Below are 16,966 nucleotides of genomic sequence, written 5' to 3' on the forward strand. Positions count from 1 at the left end.
TGTGTGAGCGCGCGTGGAACGACGAAGCCCCGCCGGAAGCGGAGCCTCGTCGGAGCTGGCTTAGGACGTCGGGCGGCATCCGGCGCGTGCATCGTTATACTCCGGATCTCCGCTTTCGAGGACGCGGAGTAGGGAGGCCGTGACGACACGTGTCTTACGGCCGATGCGCAGCACACGGCACGGGAACTGCCCGCTGCGGATCAGGTCGTATCCCTTGGCCCGTGAGAATCCAAGCGCCCTTGAGGCGTCCTCCACGCTCCCCGTTCCGTCCCAGGAGGCGCGGATGTGAGCAGGGCTATAGCGAGGGCTCAGAGTCTCTTCGATCTTCGTGTGCATTCCGAGTTCTTTCGTCTTGGCGGGTAGCCCGTGCCGGGCCTACGGACGTCGCACGCGCAGGTCATCGCGGTGACTGTCAATACTCCGCGCTATTGCCGGTTTGGCTAACCGGCGATTCGGGGCTATGTTGCCCCGCATGTCGTAGAGGGCCCGCTCTGATGGCGTGAGGCACGATGCCGGAGAGGAGTCGGCAGCATCCAGCACGCCACGCCATTACCCGGCACTGTGACGAACGGCAGCAGTCACCCCAGGTGAGTTGGGGGTTGCACGGGTTTCCGATGACCTACCACGTTGAGTGTATCGCGATCCTTGAACCGGCCGCGAAGGGCTCCTGGCCTGTGCTTTCGTGCGTGCGCATTATGTGTGGTGTGGGCGTTACGGGTGATATCTTGATGCTGGAATGACGCTTTTTCTGACGGAATGTCACCTGATTGATCGTGCAGGTCACGTTGGCTGGGAGGCCCGCTCCCGAGGGCTGGTTTCGCTGAACTTGGAGAAAATTCGGTTGGGTTCCCGATGTCGCTGATTGTGGTGGCAGGCGCGCTGCCGCCGTATTTCGGCGGACCGGACGTTTGGCGGAGCGGGCGTCAGTATTGATCCGAAACGGTTCGGGTTCTGGGTCGTTGGTGGGGTGTGAGCGATCTGGTGGGGGACGCGCGGCATCTGTCGCCGTCGGCGCAGGAGGCCCTGCGGCTGCGGGCGGTGGCCGCGTTGGTGGCGGGGCGGGACCGTGAGGATGTGGCGGCGGTCTTCGGGGTGTCGCTGAAAGCGGTCGACAAGTGGTGGGCGAAGTGGCAGGCGGGCGGCCGTGGTGCGCTGGTCATGCGGCCGCGGGGCAAGCCGGTCGGCGTGCACCAGGTGCTCGGGGAGGCCGAGCAGGCCGCCGTGCGGCAGGCGGTGCTCGAGCATCGACCCTGCGACGTCGGCCTGAGCGGACAGTTGTGGACGCGGCGGCTGGTCGGCGAGCTGATCGCGAAGCTGTACCGGGTGCGGCTGACCGAGCCCGGGGTGGGCAAGTATCTGAGGCGGTGGGGGCTGTCCTTCCAGCGTCCGGACAAGCGGGCCGTGGAACAGGACCCGGAGGCCGTGCGCCGCTGGCACGAGGAGGCATGGCTGGCGATCCGGGCGAAGGCGAAGAGGGACGGCGGCGAGATTCTGTTCGCCGACCAGGTCGGCATCCGCTCCGACCAGGTCACCGGTCGCACCTGGGGCGAGAAGGGCAGGACACCCGTGGTGCGGCGGAGCGGGAACCGGTTCTCGGTGAACGCGATGTCTGCGATCAGCACCAAGGGCCGGATGCACTTCATGGTCTTCGCCGAGAGCTTCACCGCCGAGGTGATGTGCCGCTTCCTGGACCGGCTGGCCGGCCACTTCGACCACAAGGTCCACCTCGTGGTCGACGGGCACTCCGCGCACCGCTCGAAGAAGGTCCGTGACTGGCTCGCCGCCCACCCCGACGACGTCGAGCTGCACTTCCTGCCCCCGTACTCGCCCGAGCTCAACCCCGACGAGTTGGTCAACGCCGACCTCAAACACAGCCTGCCCAAGCAGCACCGAGCCCGGGACCAGGCCGAACTCACCGCAGAGACCCGCCGCTTCTTCCGCAGACGCCAGCGTCAGCCACACATCGTCCGCGGCTACTTCGGCGGCCCGCACGTCCGCTACGTCCTGGACGAGAACCCCATGAGTTTCTGATCAATAGGTGGGACCGTAAGGGCTCCAGTGCCCGAGGAAGGGCTTCAGGTCGTCGGCGCGTGGCTCGGGAATGTCGGTCAGCCGGGGCGGTGTGTTCAGTGGGTCGAGGCGCTCCACGGTGGCCGCTGCCCAGCTGATCCATGCTTCGGCCTCGGTTCTGGCCTGGCCCGGCGGCATGGCGTCGACTCGCCTGCGTACAGCGCTCACGTATCCGGTCAGTCGGGTGACGTGGCGCCATGCCGCTTCCTGCGCTTCGAAATGCCTGACGCGGTACGCCTCGGCATACCGGATGCGGGCTTCTTCCATGGCGGCTTCCCAGCGGATGCGCTTCTGGCGTGCCGCTTCGATCTCGTCCAGGCGTCTGCGTTCGGCGGCTTCGCCGCGGAGAGTGACCTCTTGGGCGATCTCGGCGAGCTGGTTTTCGAGGGAGCGGCCGGGGGTGTCGGACCATTCGCTCGCCCGGTGTGGTTGGCCGCCGCTGAGGACGACGCGGAGACGCTCGGACGGGGTGTAGTCGAAGCGGGGGATTCTGACCCAGGAGTTCTTCTTGGCCGCGGCGAGTTCCTTCTCGGTGGCGACGTGCTCGGTCCGGTCTTGCTCCTGGAGGACCAGGAACCCCACGGTCTGTCCCTGTGCGGTGATGGTGAAGTGGGGAGATGCCCTGCGGCGGCGATGAGACGGGGGAGCGAAGCCGGTCTGTCCTGCCGAACTGGAATGTCCTTCGGCCTCGGCAGCGGTGATCAGCGCCTGGATGAGCCGGAGGGCACGTCCTTGGACGGGCTTCGCGAGGCCCAGTGGCTGTTGTTCGTTCTGCATGGCCCGGACCACGGCGTGCGGCCGCGTGAGCCGGGAGGGAACGGGGACGGGTTCGAGGACGGCGAGGCGCCAGGCGGGAATGTCGACGAGCTTGATCTCGTACCCGCCGTGGCACCAACCCCCGTACAGCTCCTTCGTCTCCGGGACCCTTCCGGACCTGCGTGCCGCGGCGACGCGGGACGGCCACTTCTCCAAGTCCGGACCGCTGCCACTCTTGACGATCCTGCCGCCGGCCTCCGAGAGCTCTTGCAGCAGCTGCTCCGTGAACGTCACGCGAGGCTGCGATGGAGGGCTTGGTTTCCGCCCGGCGGCCGGAGTTTCCTGCGCTCGGGTGGACTGGGGTCCTGGAGCGGCGGCCTGGGTCTTGCGCGGGCGTGACCCGCGGGGAGGGTACGTGCCGTGCGCCAAGTAGTGCTGGCCTGCATTCGTCAGGGCGACGCTCCACTGTCCGGCCTTCCGGGAGACCGTGACCAGGCCCCGGTTCTGCAGTGCCTGACAGGTGGCCTTGTAGGAGCTGGTCTCCCAAACGCCGGCAGGGCACCCGTCTTCCACCCACTGCAGCACCGAGAGCTGCCGCTCATTGACCTGCCGTTCCAATGGCCCTCATTCGACTCGAGGTTGACGTACGACGGCGGCATATTGTCAGTTCCGTTTGTCAGCGCCGGGTGGTTCGAAGTAATTCGCTCGAACGAGCGGGGGTGACATGGACCGTGTCTATGTCCGCGCGCGGGCGGCGTCTTCACTGTTGCCGTTAGTTCGGCCTCCGTGAGCTGCTGGCGAGTCAGTCCAGTGGGTTTCGGTCGGAACTTTCAGCCACTGAACTTCGCGCGTAAGCGTTCGTTCTCCTCCTCCAGCGTCTTGACGCGTCGTTCGAGTTCGGCTCGTGTCGGCTTCTTCTTCGGCGGCGGAGGCAGGGGTTCTGTTGACTCCGGTGGCTCGCCACGCAGCCCGATGGGTTCGAAGGCCACGATTGTTTGCCCATCTTCCCCGCACCCAGAGCATCGTCTGCCGTATGGCCCGGAGGACAGAGGGTCGGTGTACGTGTAGTGCGCCTCCGTCTCGATGATGTGGCCGCAGTACAGCCGAACACGCCACCGCATGATCTCGTGGTCGGCCTTCTTGAAGGACTGAATCAGCTTCGCGACGTTCTCGAACGCCTGACGACGACGCTCCGCCCTCTCCGGATCTGCCCGGCACTTGGCGTTGTCCTCCTCGACCTGACGCCGAGCCCACTCCTTGCTCTCCTCGCTCTGCTTCTGACGGCGGTGGTCCCCGCGCGTGAGTTCATACTCCTCCAACGGAACCCCGATGCTCCGGTACTCGACTTGGCGCATGACGGCAAGCGTAGAAGCGGCGTCCACGCGGTCGTGGAGAAGAACGGTCTTGATCAACCAGCTCGCGGATTCTGCCCATGAGTGACCGCCGGAGTGCGTAATGGCCCAGAGAGGCTGGGATGGTTGATCGGATTCGTGGTCACAGGGTCGCTGCGGGCTGGCTGGTCAGTTCCCGCCAGTTAGCCGGTTTTGATCAATCAGTAGCCCGGCACTGACGTTGTTGGGCAGTATGCCGTCCTGGGGCATTGTCGGTTGAGAGAAGCGGAGGGGGAGCATGGCGATCAGAGTGCTGCCGGTGTCTGCGGAACAGTTGGAGCTGCTGGACGCGGTTGTCGCTTTGGGCGACCGATACACGAAGTATTTGGGGCTGCTCACGCCGCCTGCCTACCGTAAGCACGCCGAGGACGGCGGCCTGCTGGTGGCTGTGGATGACGAGGAGGTCGTCGGTTACGCGCTCTTCGGGCTGCCTAAGCGGAGTCTGTATGTGCGTCTGGCTCATTTGTGCGTGGCCGAGGAGCATCGAGGCAGGGGTGTTGCTCGTGAGCTGATCGAGGCGATCCGCGCGCGGCATGCTCATCGCCTCGGTATTCGTGCGAAGTGTCGGCGCGACTATGGGCTCAGCGGCATGTGGACGGCGCTGGGTTTTGTTCCCAAGGGTGAGAGCCTGGGGCGGGGCAAGGACCAGGAGACGCTGGACACCTGGTGGCTCGACCTGGGGCATGAGGATCTGTTCACCGAGGCCCAGAGTGATGCGCTGCTGGTGGTGACCGTCGACCACGGGGTGTTCGCCGGGCTGCGCGGTACGGGAGCGGAGCGCGCTGTTGCGGAGTCGCGTGCTCTCGAAGCGGGATGGCTCGCCGACCTGATCGAGCTCGCGTTCACTCCGCAGCTTCTGCACGATGTACGCGATGTCGAGGAGCGTGAGGCGCGCAACCATCAGCGTGCGGGTCTTGCCGAGTTGCGGTCACTGTCTCCTGACAGTGCTGCCGTTGCCATCCGCTTGGAGGAGCTGGCCGCGGCAGCGAGGAAGGAACTGCCTGATGTCCCCTTCGACGGTCGGCAGCGCTCCCGCTTGCGCTACGTGGCCGAGACGTCGTGTGCCGGGCTCCAGGTGCTGGTGACGCGCGATCCCGCACTGGCGGCTCTGGCCGACATCGCCTGGGACGTCGCACGGGTCAAGGTCGTCTCCCCGGCCGTGGTCACGCTGCATGTGGACGAACTGCGCCAGGCCCAGGTGTACCGTCCTGCGGATCTCATGGGAACTGCCTTCTCCGCCGAGGAGATTGCGCCAGGCCGTGAAGGAGAGCTGGTCGCCTTCTTCGACCAGGCCGAGGGTGACCGTGGAACGGCCTTCGCGGAGCGGCTGAAAAGTCTCGCCAATGAGGGGGTGCTGTGGCGCAGGGAGCTGCTTCGGGACGGAGAGGGGCATCCGGTAGCGCTCTATGTCTGGGCTATGGACGGCCGGACGCTGAACGTCGCGTTCCTCCGCACGGCATCGCACCCGCTGGAGGAGACACTTGCCCGGCAACTGCTGTTTATGCTCAAGCGGCTCGGTCGAGAGCGAGGGGCGCAGGCGGTCCGTATTACCGATCCGTTCCTGTCGCCGACAGCCATGTCGGCTGCCGGCGCCGACGGCTTCACGGAGGACGAGAGTGGCTTCATCGCACTCCTGGTCGACGTCTGCGGACCTGCTGAGGCCGTCTCGAAGAAGGCCGCGGAAATCGCGGGCAGGATGAGGCGGTCGACGCCACGGCTGGATGATCGCGTGTCGCCCGAGATCGCGAGCATGGCCGAGCGGGTGTGGTGGCCGGCCAAACTGATCGACACGGCCCTGCCCTCCTTCATTGCACCCATCAAGCCACGCTGGTCCACGGAGCTCTTCGACGTTCCGGCCATGCTCGTTCCTCGGGACGACGTACTGGGCATCAGTCGCGAGCACGTCTACTACCGCTCGTCCGGACACCGCGGAGAGAGTGTTCCCGCCCGGATCCTGTGGTACGTCAGCGAGGGGGCTTCCGGGCAGCAGGGCAAGATGGTCATCGGCTGCTCGCGCCTCGATGAGGTGGTCATCGACGACCCCGACACCCTCTTCTCGCAATTCGAACACCTGGGCGTATATGGTCATGCCGAAGTGCGTGCCGCAGCCGATGTGTCGGGCAAGGCCATGGCGTTGAGGTTTTCGGACACGGAGATCTTTCCCGTGCAGGTGACGCATGCACGAGTGACCGCGTTGGCCAAGGGACTGGGGCTACGGTGGGTACCGCCGATGCAGCTGTCAAAGATCAGCAACGCACTGTTCCAGGCCATGTACGAAGAGGGGCACCGAAAGACGTGAGTGATCCGGAGCGCGCGATGCTGCTGTCCGTCCACCCTCGGTTCGCCACGGCGATCCTGGCCGGAACCAAGACGGTCGAGGTCCGCCGGCAGCGCGTCGCCGTCCCTCCCGGAACTCCAGTACTCCTCTATGCGACCGCGCCCACGATGGCCATCGTAGGCATGGTTCGGATCGCTTCCGTGCAGGTGGCCTCCCCGCGGGAGGTCTGGTCGGCCAGCCGCACGAGCGCCGGGATCAGTCGTCGCGAGTACGACGAGTACATGAGTGGAGCGACTCAGGCCAGCGGTCTGTTGCTCGAGGAACCGATCACCTTCGAGGACCCGGTACCGCTGGCCGCGCTGCGAGCCTCGGGATCGTTCCATCCACCGCAGAGTTACCGGTACTTGACCGGTGAAGACCTCCGGAAGGTTGCTGAGGCGGCACCGGTGACCGGGGCGGTCCTTCAGGGCGCATTGAACGACCTGACGCTGGCCTAGGCCGATTGCACCTCCTCAACGTGCGGGAGCGGATGCGCTAACGTCAGGGCGCGCCCGCCTCCCTCGCCGATCTGGCCCAGGCCGTGGACGGCGATGGGACGAAGGCGCTGTGGATCCTGCGCCGGTATCTCCGGCTCCACCTTCGGCGGTGGCACCGCAGACCAGCTCCCGGCGCCCTCGGCCGCGTTTTGCCGCGTCTTGCGGAGGTTGTGGTGGGGACGATCTCGCTGGTTGGACCGGCGGTGCGGAGGTTGGGCCGTGGCGCTGGTAGCGCACAACGCCGCGGTCCAACGGGCTGATGTGGTTGGGAGGCGCTATGGAGCGCCGGGCCGATCCCGGCAAATCGCGGCGAAGTCGCAGGCGGCGCAGGTGCCGCACCACGAGGTCTTGCGGGGCATGTCGTTGTGGCGGAGTTGCTCCCCGGCCTTGGCGACCTTGCCGGAAATCTCCTTCAGCAGGGTGTCGTTGACCTCCTCGCGGCTGCTGCGGCTGCCCTCGTCGAGGTTCAGGACCTCGACGAGGTCGGCGCGCTTGCCGCTGAGCTCCTCGTACCCCGCGACGTAGATGTGCAGTTGATCGCGAGTGACAGCGTCAGCCTGGGCACGTTCCTTGGACTTGAAGTCCACGATGGACTGTTCACCGGTGTCGATCCGGCGGATCAGGTCGATTCGTCCGCTGACCGTCACCCCCGGCGTGAGGTGCACCTCCACCGGCTGCTCGGAGTGCTCGGTGAGGGCCAGTCGCGAGCCGTTTTCGCGGAGATAGCGGTGGACGGAGCGGATAGCCGCGTTGCGCAGCTGTTCCTTGAGCGGCTCCGGTGCGAACGGAGCGTGCAGGTGCCGGTCGACGAGCGCCTCCACCTCCGTCGTGTCGACGATGTCGCCCTTCACGGCGCGCTTGTGCACCTCGGCCATCACGTCATGGAGCGACTTGCCGTACCCGAGTTCCTTCTGCAACGGCGAGTCGAAGCCATACAGGAACCGCAGCTTGAACTGGTACGGACACTCGAACAGGTACTTCAGCTCGCTGAAGCTGAAGACGATGTCGGGCGTGTCGGCCAGGGGGCTCGAGGGCAGCCGCTTCAGCGTGGACTCGTCGGGCCTGGCGGCCTCCCGGGTCAGGACGTAGGTGTTGCGGGTCGCCTCGGCGAAGAACTGCGACTCCCGCTGGTAGAGCTTGCCCTGCCCGGGGGAGAAGGAGAGAGCGAGGTACTTCTGGGCGCGGGTCGCGGCCACGTAGAAGAGCCGGCGCTCGTCGTCCTCGCTGCCGCGGTAGCGGTCGGCGTCGTTGACAGCGGCCTCCGGGACGATGTGGAACACACCGAGTCCGCCCTGCCGTTTGCTGGGGAAACGGTTGCGGCGCATACAGGGCACGAACACCGCCGGCCACTGCATGCCCTTGGCCTGGTGGACGGTGGCGATCGTGACGGCGTCGGGCCGGGCGTATCCGGCGTCGGCGTCACTCTCCTCGTAGTAGTCGCCGGCCTGGTGCTCCAGCCACTTGGCGAAGGTGGCGAACCGGTCGGGCGGGCTGCTGAGGAAGTGGATGCGCTCGTAGTCGCCGATGGCGGTGCTGAACCGTCCCAGGTTGTAGAAGGCGAGCTCACTGCGCTCGCGACCGACCTCGGCCGTCAGGTGTTCCTCGCGGACGCCGACCTCGCCCAGGAAACGCTGGTAGGTGCCCTGGATCGTGTAAGTGTCCCAGGGCATGCCCTCAGCCCAGCCGCGGGCCTCGTCGAGGATCTTCACCCCGCGCTTCAGGGCCTCCTCGCGGAGCCCGAGCCGGGCGTCCGTCCAGGCCGTGACGACGGTGTCGCCGTCGACGGTTCCAGCGATGTAGTCGAAGCAGGTCTTGGCGGCCTGGACCTCGGGCGTCTGGAACAGGCGGCTCAGGCCCTTGATGATGTAACGGATCCCCCGGGCGCGCATCTCCGTGACCAGCGGGTCGGCGTCGCCCGACACGCTGCGGAAGAGGACGGCGAAGTCCGAGTACGCCAGGCCCCGCGGCGGCGCGCCGGCACGGTCGGTGAAGGGCAGGCCGATCATCCACTCGATGCGGTCGCAGATCCACGCGGCCTCCTCCTGCGGCGTACCGAAGGAGAGGGCCAGCAGGTCGCCGCGGTCATAGCTCTGGTGGCCACTGGCGATCATCGACTTACTCAACCGACGCGAGGGGTCGATGCCCTCCGCCACCCGGCGTGCAAGGTCCACCACCGCCTTGGACGAGCGGAAGTTCTCATTGAGCGTCACGGTCTTGGCGCTGCTGTGGCGGGTGGTGAACGTCAGGATGTTGTTCACCGCGCTTCCGCGCCACTGGTAGATCGTTTGGTCGTCGTCCCCCACGACGCACAGGTTCGCGCCGAATTGGATGAGGCCGGCGATCAACTGCTCCTGGACGGGGTTGGTGTCCTGGTATTCGTCCACCACGACGTAGCGGACCGTGTCCTTCACGTGGGCGCGCAGATTGACCACGGGTTCGGAGGCCGGCCCTCCCGTACTCGGTGGCGGGAGCAGCAGGTCCGCGGCGAGGCGGAGGATCTCGCTGTAGTCGAGGTAGTGCAGGCGCTGGAGCAACGCCCGGTACTTGCTCAGGCCGTCGAGCACATCCGACGGCAACTCGTCCTGTTCGACCTCGTCCTCTCGGAGCATGCCCAAAACTCGTTGGTAGAGACGGGAGTTGACGTACCGCTTCATCGGGCGGGTCGGTTTGCCCTTGGTACGGATCTGCGTCGTCGTCAGGCCGCTGGTCCGGCTGTTGCGGTCGATCAGAACACGAGCCTGCACATCGCTGAGGACAGTGCATTTGAACGTTTCCGGCACCTGGGACTGCAGCATGCTCAAGGCGTAGCCGTGCATGGTGCCGACGAAAAGCTCGGCCAATCCACGGACATCCCCCAGTTCCTCTCGGACGCGAGAGACGATGCGCTGCTTCAGCTCCCCGGCCGCCCGGTCAGTGAACGTGAAGGCGATAATGTGCCGCGGCTCCACGCCGGGCAGCCGGAGCAACTTCACAACCCGCCGGGCGATGACTTCGGTCTTTCCGGATCCAGCGCACGCGACGATTCCTAGGTGCCGGTCCACGGTGTCGATCGCTGCCAGCTGATTTGAGGTCAGTTGCACCGAGGTGCCTCCACTCGTTACGTCGGGGACCTGCTCCCCGAGCGATGAACTGTGTACCAAGCGGCACTGACAGTCGCTTCATTACTGCAACACGTTGTCTATCACCAGTTCGAATTACGTTTGGTGCGCCTGTCGGGCAATCCGTCTAATGGCCTCTGATTATTTCCGTCGGAGGTGCGTTAATGCCTCACTCTCACGTGTGTGCCTGTTCGATGTCCGGCACTGACGCGTTCGATGCGTCCCGTGGGGTGATTGTGCAAGCGACTGGGACTGGGGGGAGGCGGCGGGCGCTGCCGGATGGTTCCCGGAGAACGCCAAAATGTATCTCATCCTCGATCGCAGAGTCGCGGATTCGTTGACGGGCGGCGAATTCGATGGAACGAGTCGTAAGTCCTTGCAGGCATATGTGCATACATCTGAGGAACGACTGGGTAGCGGTACGAACGACGCGGTGCCGACCGCGTCGGCTGCCTTCCGATCGTCGGAATGATCGTTGTGCAGTGCAAGCGATCTGTTGCTGGAAAATGCGAACGTGCGTAAGGGGGTGCCGCTAGCACAGATGTACGCGCCATGCAGAAATGCACTAGGTGCTTAGAAGGCGCTCGGCCTATTTTGGCTCGCCCCTCTCCTGAGCTGCGCTTTCGCTTTATTCTGACGAAGCGTCAACGCAGCTGGGGGACGTATGGGGGAACCGCTACGCCCCGGTGGACCGGGGGACAGCGTGAACCCCATGGGGCAACATGGCGTCACCCACATCATCTTCACACGGCTGGAGGCTGCTCCGGAAACAATTCCGCCCACTCTCGGCGTTGGCGATCTCTGAGCCGAGGAGGGGAAGGTGTCGGGCCTGAAGCTGTTCCACACGACGAAGAGCGGCGTGACTGAGGTCATGCCGCGTCTTGCTGAGGTCGAGTCGGATGTGCAGGGCCTCGTCGAGGCCAACATGGAGATGCTGCTGGGCGTCCGGTTCTTGGCGAGCGAGTACAGCACCGGCCCGGTTCACGGCGGACGTATCGACTCGCTCGGTCTCGATGAGAACGGATCGCCGGTCATCGTCGAGTACAAGCGCGGTGTGGACTCTGGTGTCATCAACCAGGGCCTCTTCTACCTCAGCTGGCTGATGGACCACCGCGCAGAGTTCCAACACTTGGTGCGCGACCGGCTCGGGGCCACGGCCGCAGCCCAGGTGCTGTGGAACAGCCCGAGGCTGATCTGCATCGCTGGCGACTTCACCCGCTACGACGTGCACGCCGTGCGCGAGCACCGGCGCAGCATTGACCTGGTCCGCTACCGATTCTTCGGTAAAAACCTCCTTGGGCTTGAGCCTGTCGCTTCTGTCACCGGGCGAGCGTCAACCGCCAAGCGGGTTCGCTGGCACGGGGCCGGGCTGCTGCCTGTCCGCAGGCAGGGCGGGGCACTGGCGAAGCTGGCAGAGGCGGCGGATGAGGTATTGCTCGGTCTCGGGGATGACGTCAGCTGGGTGCAGCGCAAGCAGTACCGCGCGTATCAGCGGCTGCGGAACTTCGCCTGCGTCTGCCCGCCGCAGAAGACCAAGCTCCTCGTCTACCTCAAGGCCGACCCGAAGGAGGTCGACCTCGTGCCCGGCTTCACCCGGGACGTGACGGGGCTCGGCCATCATGGCACGGGCGATCTGGAGGTGCAGTTGCGCTCCGAGCGGGATCTGGAGCGGGCTGTGGGCCTCTTCCGTGCGAGCTACGCGGCGGGGTAGCCGTGTCGGTGTCTGTGACGTGACGAATGCGGGTCCCCTACCGTGGCGGCCCCGATAGTAACGTCCTTGAGGCGGTACTACCGGGGCCGTTGGGTTGATCAGTGCTCGGTGGTGAGGTGCTCCAGGATTTCTTCCGCGCACTGCTCGGCGTTGCGGACGATCTGACCGCCCCAGTAGGAAAGAACAGTCCATCCGTCGGCCCGCATGGCGTCCCGCTTGGTCTTGTCTGATGCCTGTCGTTCCGGGGTGTGGTGGTGCTTCCAGCCGTCGCAGAAGACGGCAACTTTCTGGTCGGGCCAGGCGAAGTCGGCCACGGTGACGGGGCGGGGTGTTCCGTCGGTGGAGCCACGGTCTCCCCAGTCGTACTGGGCGTGGCCGCGAGGTGCTGCGAGGGCCATCAAGGCGATGGCCAGGCGCCGCTCGATAGCGGAGCGCGGGCGGCCGTGGAAGGCGTCCGTGTAGCTGGGCACTCGGCGTCCGTCCACCGTCGGCGCATGGGCGAAGCGGCGCAGGAAGTCTGCGGCGACGTGACGGTCGAGCAGGTCTTCTTCCAGCTGGTTGCCGTACGAGCGCAGGCAGGCGTAACAGGAGCGCTCGCAGGTGCAGTCTTCCAGCACCGGGACGAGGGCGGCGGCCACTTCGCCGAAGCGGGCGGCGAGCTGGCGCAGATAGCCGGCGCCGCCGGGGACCTCTTCGTACAGCACAGCGAGTCGGAAGGTGGCTTCGTCGCTTTCCGGATCGGGTCGGGGCCAGTCGAAGCCGGCGACCTCGTCATCGCCGGCCTGGAGCATGACGCGGCAGCCGAGGTCCAGGGCGGCGCGGATGCTGGCGAGGAACTCCTCAAGCCGGTCCGGGCGGATGTCGAGTGTCTCCAGGTCGGGAAGGACCTGCAGGCAGTCGACGCGGCGGTCGACCTGCAGGATGCTGTATTCGAGCCGCTGGTTGGTGCAGATCTTGTCGTGGAACTTCTGGCGATCTCGCTGCGCGCGGGTCGGGGAGGGGCCAGGGATCGCGTCGAACCACAAGCCACATCCGGTGCAGATGACGAAGCGCTCGCTGGTGCCTTGATTTCTGGTGATGCGTCCCCGGTTGAGGACGGTCAGGTCCGCGCCGCGCTCCCATTGCAGGACCAGGCCGTCGCGTTCGAAGAGGTAGGTCTCGGCGGTGTTGGGGGCGCCGAGGTGGTGGGTGACTTCGAAGGGGGAGCGGGAGCGGTGTTCTTCGTCGGCGGAGATCCGCTGACGGCGTGAGGCGCGCATGGCGCGCATCGGCACGCTGAGCTGGGGGCTCAGGTCGTCACTGTCGCAGGACAGGCAGTGCGCGCTGGTGGGAGCGTTCACCGTGTCGCAGCGGTTGCACAGGTTGATGTGGTCAAGGGCGCCGACGCCGTCGGAGTTGATCAGGTTCGCGCGGCGGAAGTCGACCTGGTCAACAAGCCACTTGTCGCCGCGGGCGTAGACGAGCTGGCCGGGGGCGTAGTCCTTGAGCGCCTGGACGGAGTCCTGGGACAACTCGGCCGTCTCGCGTTCCAGCGCGAGGCTGGTGGTGTCGGTAGGGAAGGCGTAGGAGGGCAGGAAACCGACAGAGCTGAGGTAGGACAGCACGTACGCGCGGTTGCGGTCACCGCTGCGCATGGCCTCCAGGCTGGCGTTGATGCTGGTGAGGGCCCGGGAGGCTTCCTTGTTCCCCGGCTTGCTGGCGGCCTGCATCCACTCCTCCAGCAGGCCCTTCTGGCGGATGCGGTAGGGCTCGACGTGCTTGTTGAGGTGATCAACCCAGGAATCGACCACCTCGTGTGCCCAGTTTTCGGTGAGCCAGGGAAGATCCCCCTCGTTTAGGCCGAGGCGGAAGGCGGCGAGGATCTGGGCCGCGATGCGGTCGCGCCCTTCGGCGAGGGCGGTCTTGACTTCGTCGATGCCGTGGAGGTTGCCGTCCGCGTCCTCGGCGACCAGGCCCCGCATCCACTGGGGGAGGTTCTGGCCGCACAGCTCAAGCGCCATGGCTCGGGCGTGGCGCTTGAGCACGCGCTGGTTGTCCAGCAGGAACGCCGGCGGGCGGATGGCGCCGCGGATCATTTCGACCGGCCGGGCGTAGTAGTAGCTGTCGTGGGGCATGCTGCCGGCGAAGGTGACGACCAGCGCGACCCGCTCCTCCCGCCGTCCGGCTCGACCGGCGCGCTGGGCGTAGTTGCTCGGACGTGGGGGCACGTTGCGCAGGATGACGGCGAGGAGCTGGCCAAGGTCCACGCCCAGCTCCAGCGTCATGGTGCACACCAGCAGGTTGAGGTCGCCCTCCTTGAACCGCTCCTCGATCTGCACGCGGTTCTCCAGGGGCACCTGCCCGGAGTGCTCCTCGGCCTTGATGACGAGCGGAGCATCGCTGGCGGCCAGCAGCCGCTCGTGGTCGTCCGGGTCGCCCTGCCACGGCTCCATGGTGCCCTTGCAGTTGAACGTGGCGCACTTATTCTGCGGCGAGGGCCCGGGCTGCACCGCCCGGCAGGCACGGCACCGGTAGGTTGTCTCGCTGGCGGGCCTGACCTCCATCGCCTGCGGAGGAATTTGTCGCAGCACGACCCGCTGTCGGCCGCTGCCCACCTGGGTGCCGGCCAGCAGGTTGTGCTCGGCCAGCAGGTCAACGGCCTTGCGTACGCCCCGCTCGATGGCGTCCGAGCTGGTCACGCTCGGGAAAGCGGTCCGTACCAGGCGGCCGGCTGCGCCCTTGCGGCTCATGGCCAAGGGGTTGGCGCCGGGCACCCTGACGTTGGTTTCGCCATAGCCGGTGATGGAGTGCCCCATGCCCATGGTGGCGCCGGCTTCGACGAGCTCGGCCTCGGTCTTGGCGTCGAGGCGCTTCTGGAGCAAGTCGTGGCCGAGTCCGCCGCGGGTGCGCACCAGGTCAAGCATGCGGGCCAGCAGCCAGCGCGCCGCAGTAGTGTCCGCGCCCAGTGTGTCGGTGAGCGGCTTGAGCGCGTCCTCACTCAGCGCTTCCAAGCCGGGGTAGCCGACCGTGATCAGCCCGAGGCGTTCCAGGGTTGGCGGCCGACGCTCGTCGCTGGCGAGTTCCCCGAGCAGGTCCCACTCGCACACGCGCAGGGCACGGCGGCGGGCGTCCTTGCCCGCCGGGTCCTCGTAGAGGCCAGACTCCTGGCCGCGCCGGAAGACGTCCTCGACGAGGCTGTTGAAGCTGGCAGGCGGCTCACTCTGACGGACGCGGTCGGAGATGCTCTCCACGATCAGGCGGCGCACCTGCACGGCCCGGGATCGATCGCGCAAGTAGCCAGCCTGGAAGGCGGTGTCCTGCCGCGAGTCGGCGAAGATCAGCAGGCGTCGCAACATCTCGTCATCGCTCTGCGCCGCCAGCCCGGTGTGCAAGCTGAACGCGGCGGCCGTGACCGCGGCGGCGGTACGGGCGGTGAACTCCTGCACCGCCCCATGCGAGCGCAGATACCCGCACACCGGACACCGCGTCAGCGGCCGATCGGGTTCCGGCACCGCGACAACAACCTCCCGGGTCGCGGACCCGCATCCCAGACACGTGGCACCGTTGGCATCCTTGCCGCAGCTCGTGCACCGGCGCGCCGGATACCAGTTCCGGTCACCAGTCTGGGGGACCTGCATAGGTTCATCGGCCGTCAGGCGGCGGGCCACATAGCGAGCGACCGGACCGTCGGGGTCGTCCCGCTCCAGGTCGTAGTCCTGACCACAGCCCAGGCATACCCCCAACGGCGTTGTGGCCTTCGCGCCACAGTCTTCGTGGTTGCACGTCGTCGCGCCATCCAGCAACAGATGCTCGGCTTCCCCGGCGCAGCGCACCGGCGTGGGCAGGCTCCGCAGGAACAGGTGGACCTTGGCCTCCAGGACGGGCGGGCCCTCCGGGGTATGGGTGTCCGCCCCAAGCAACAGCCAGCCGGCCACTTCGTCTTCCAGCACATCCCGGTCGGCCCCCTGCCGCTGGGGCAGACCTGCGAGGAGCTCCACCAGCCCATCGACCGTGCTGGGCTCCGACAGGTGCGCCCGCAGCAGGTCCAGCACCGGACTGGCCTGTGGATCGCCCAGCACGACCCGCAGCCGCGAGGTGTCCCCGCCATCGGCCAAGGCCTGGCGGAGCTGCTCGCGGTCCGGCGCCGGGCCGATCAGGCTCACATCCGGCTCCGGCTGGGGCACGGCCGTTTCTTCGATGATGCCGTCCACGTCGAACGGGGCGGCAAACAGGCTGCTCGCGAACTCCGCAGTGCGCTGCAGATCGACCGCGCGGTCGCCTCCGGCGCTTACGGTCGCGGACAGGCCGACACACACCAGCCCCTCATCGGCGACATGACCGCGAAGCCGCCGCACCAGGCCGGCGATCTCGGTGCCCAGTGCGCCCTGGTAGGTGTGTATCTCGTCCAGGATCAGATGGCGCAGCACCCCGTGCCGGAAGAGTTCCCGGTCCTCTCGGCGGGTCAGGATGTACTCCAGCATGGAGTAGTTGGTCAGCAGGATGTCCGGTGGCATTTCCTGCATCCGGGTCCGATCATGCGTCGGCGTAGCGCCCGTGTAGACCCCGTAGGTCAGCCCCAGCGCCTCGCAGGCCGCCTTGATGCGGTCCTCCTGGTCGTTGACTAGGGCGTTCATCGGGTACAGCGCAATCGCCTTCACCCCCGGACGATGCGCGTTCTCGTAGGCATGCGCGATGACGGGGATGAGGAAGGACTCGGTCTTACCCGAGCCGGTACCGGTGGCCACCAGGGTGTTCAGGCCCTGCCGGATCCGGGTCACCGCCGTTACCTGATGCGTGAACAGCCGCTCCACCCGCGGGAACGCGCTCGTAACCTCCGGCGGCAATCCGATGGTCGTGGCGAGGCCGGCCAACGTGGCGTCCAGCTGGAAGCGCGGCTGGACAGACAGGTACGGGCCGCGCCACAGCAGCGCCTCGTCGTCCACCAACCGCTCCAGGCGAGAACGCAGTCCAGGGTCAGCGATGGGATAGGTGGTCCAGGTGAACCGCCGGTAGTCCTTCCGCAACCGATCAGCCAGCTCCAGCGGATTCATCTCTCGCCCTTCCTGCACCCGTTGTTGATCGCTCAGCCGCAGCGGAGGTTCTCCCGAACAGAGAAGATCCGCTTGCCACTTGAGTCGAGCGTAGTG

At 66.6% G+C, this 16,966-nt stretch carries 9 protein-coding genes; 4 read left to right on the forward strand and 5 right to left on the reverse strand.

Annotated elements, in window-relative coordinates; genetic code table 11:
- Positions 1–60: 60 nt before the first annotated feature.
- Positions 61–336: a helix-turn-helix domain-containing protein gene (locus ACX25U_RS31980; protein WP_454385170.1), complete on the reverse strand. Its 276-nt coding sequence runs from the start codon at positions 334–336 to the stop codon at positions 61–63.
- A 633-nt stretch (positions 337–969) separates the two neighbouring features.
- On the opposite strand from ACX25U_RS31980, the gene ACX25U_RS31985 reads away from it, so the two are divergent.
- On the forward strand, positions 970–2,031 hold the full coding sequence (locus tag ACX25U_RS31985) for an IS630 family transposase (protein WP_454385172.1): 1,062 nt from the start codon (positions 970–972) through the stop codon (positions 2,029–2,031).
- Here ACX25U_RS31985 and ACX25U_RS31990 read toward each other — a convergent pair whose 3' ends face one another.
- Positions 2,032–3,120: a hypothetical protein gene (locus tag ACX25U_RS31990; protein WP_454385173.1), complete on the reverse strand. Its 1,089-nt coding sequence runs from the start codon at positions 3,118–3,120 to the stop codon at positions 2,032–2,034. It abuts the gene before it with no gap.
- Positions 3,121–3,656: 536 nt separating this feature from the next.
- Positions 3,657–4,238, reverse strand: a complete 582-nt coding sequence (locus ACX25U_RS31995) for a hypothetical protein (protein ID WP_454385174.1) — start codon at positions 4,236–4,238, stop codon at positions 3,657–3,659.
- A gap of 217 nt (positions 4,239–4,455) precedes the next feature.
- Between ACX25U_RS31995 and ACX25U_RS32000 the strand changes: the two genes are divergently transcribed.
- Positions 4,456–6,516: a GNAT family N-acetyltransferase gene (locus tag ACX25U_RS32000; protein WP_454385176.1), complete on the forward strand. Its 2,061-nt coding sequence runs from the start codon at positions 4,456–4,458 to the stop codon at positions 6,514–6,516.
- A 17-nt stretch (positions 6,517–6,533) separates the two neighbouring features.
- Positions 6,534–6,992 (forward strand): ASCH domain-containing protein, encoded by a 459-nt coding sequence (locus ACX25U_RS32005; RefSeq protein WP_454385178.1) that lies wholly within the window; start codon positions 6,534–6,536, stop codon positions 6,990–6,992.
- 314 nt (positions 6,993–7,306) lie between these two features.
- Here the strand turns inward: ACX25U_RS32005 and ACX25U_RS32010 are convergent, their stop codons facing one another.
- Positions 7,307–10,111: an ATP-dependent helicase gene (locus ACX25U_RS32010; protein ID WP_454385180.1), complete on the reverse strand. Its 2,805-nt coding sequence runs from the start codon at positions 10,109–10,111 to the stop codon at positions 7,307–7,309.
- A gap of 838 nt (positions 10,112–10,949) precedes the next feature.
- Between ACX25U_RS32010 and ACX25U_RS32015 the strand changes: the two genes are divergently transcribed.
- The gene (locus ACX25U_RS32015; protein ID WP_454385181.1) at positions 10,950–11,840 is read left to right on the forward strand and encodes a DUF5655 domain-containing protein; all 891 of its coding nucleotides are present in this window, start codon (positions 10,950–10,952) and stop codon (positions 11,838–11,840) included.
- Positions 11,841–11,938: 98 nt separating this feature from the next.
- Here ACX25U_RS32015 and ACX25U_RS32020 read toward each other — a convergent pair whose 3' ends face one another.
- Positions 11,939–16,870, reverse strand: coding sequence for a DEAD/DEAH box helicase (locus ACX25U_RS32020; protein ID WP_454385183.1), 4,932 nt, complete (start codon positions 16,868–16,870; stop codon positions 11,939–11,941).
- Between the last annotated feature and the right edge of the window lie 96 nt (positions 16,871–16,966).

The organism is Streptomyces sp. JNUCC 63 (assembly GCF_054366325.1).

Coding starts and splice junctions, on each gene's coding strand:
- ACX25U_RS31980 (WP_454385170.1), bottom strand. CDS start 336: ATGCACACGAAGATCGAAGAGACTCTGAGCCCTCGCTATAGCCCTGCT.
- ACX25U_RS32000 (WP_454385176.1), top strand. CDS start 4,456: ATGGCGATCAGAGTGCTGCCGGTGTCTGCGGAACAGTTGGAGCTGCTG.
- ACX25U_RS32005 (WP_454385178.1), top strand. CDS start 6,534: ATGCTGCTGTCCGTCCACCCTCGGTTCGCCACGGCGATCCTGGCCGGA.
- ACX25U_RS32020 (WP_454385183.1), bottom strand. CDS start 16,870: ATGAATCCGCTGGAGCTGGCTGATCGGTTGCGGAAGGACTACCGGCGG.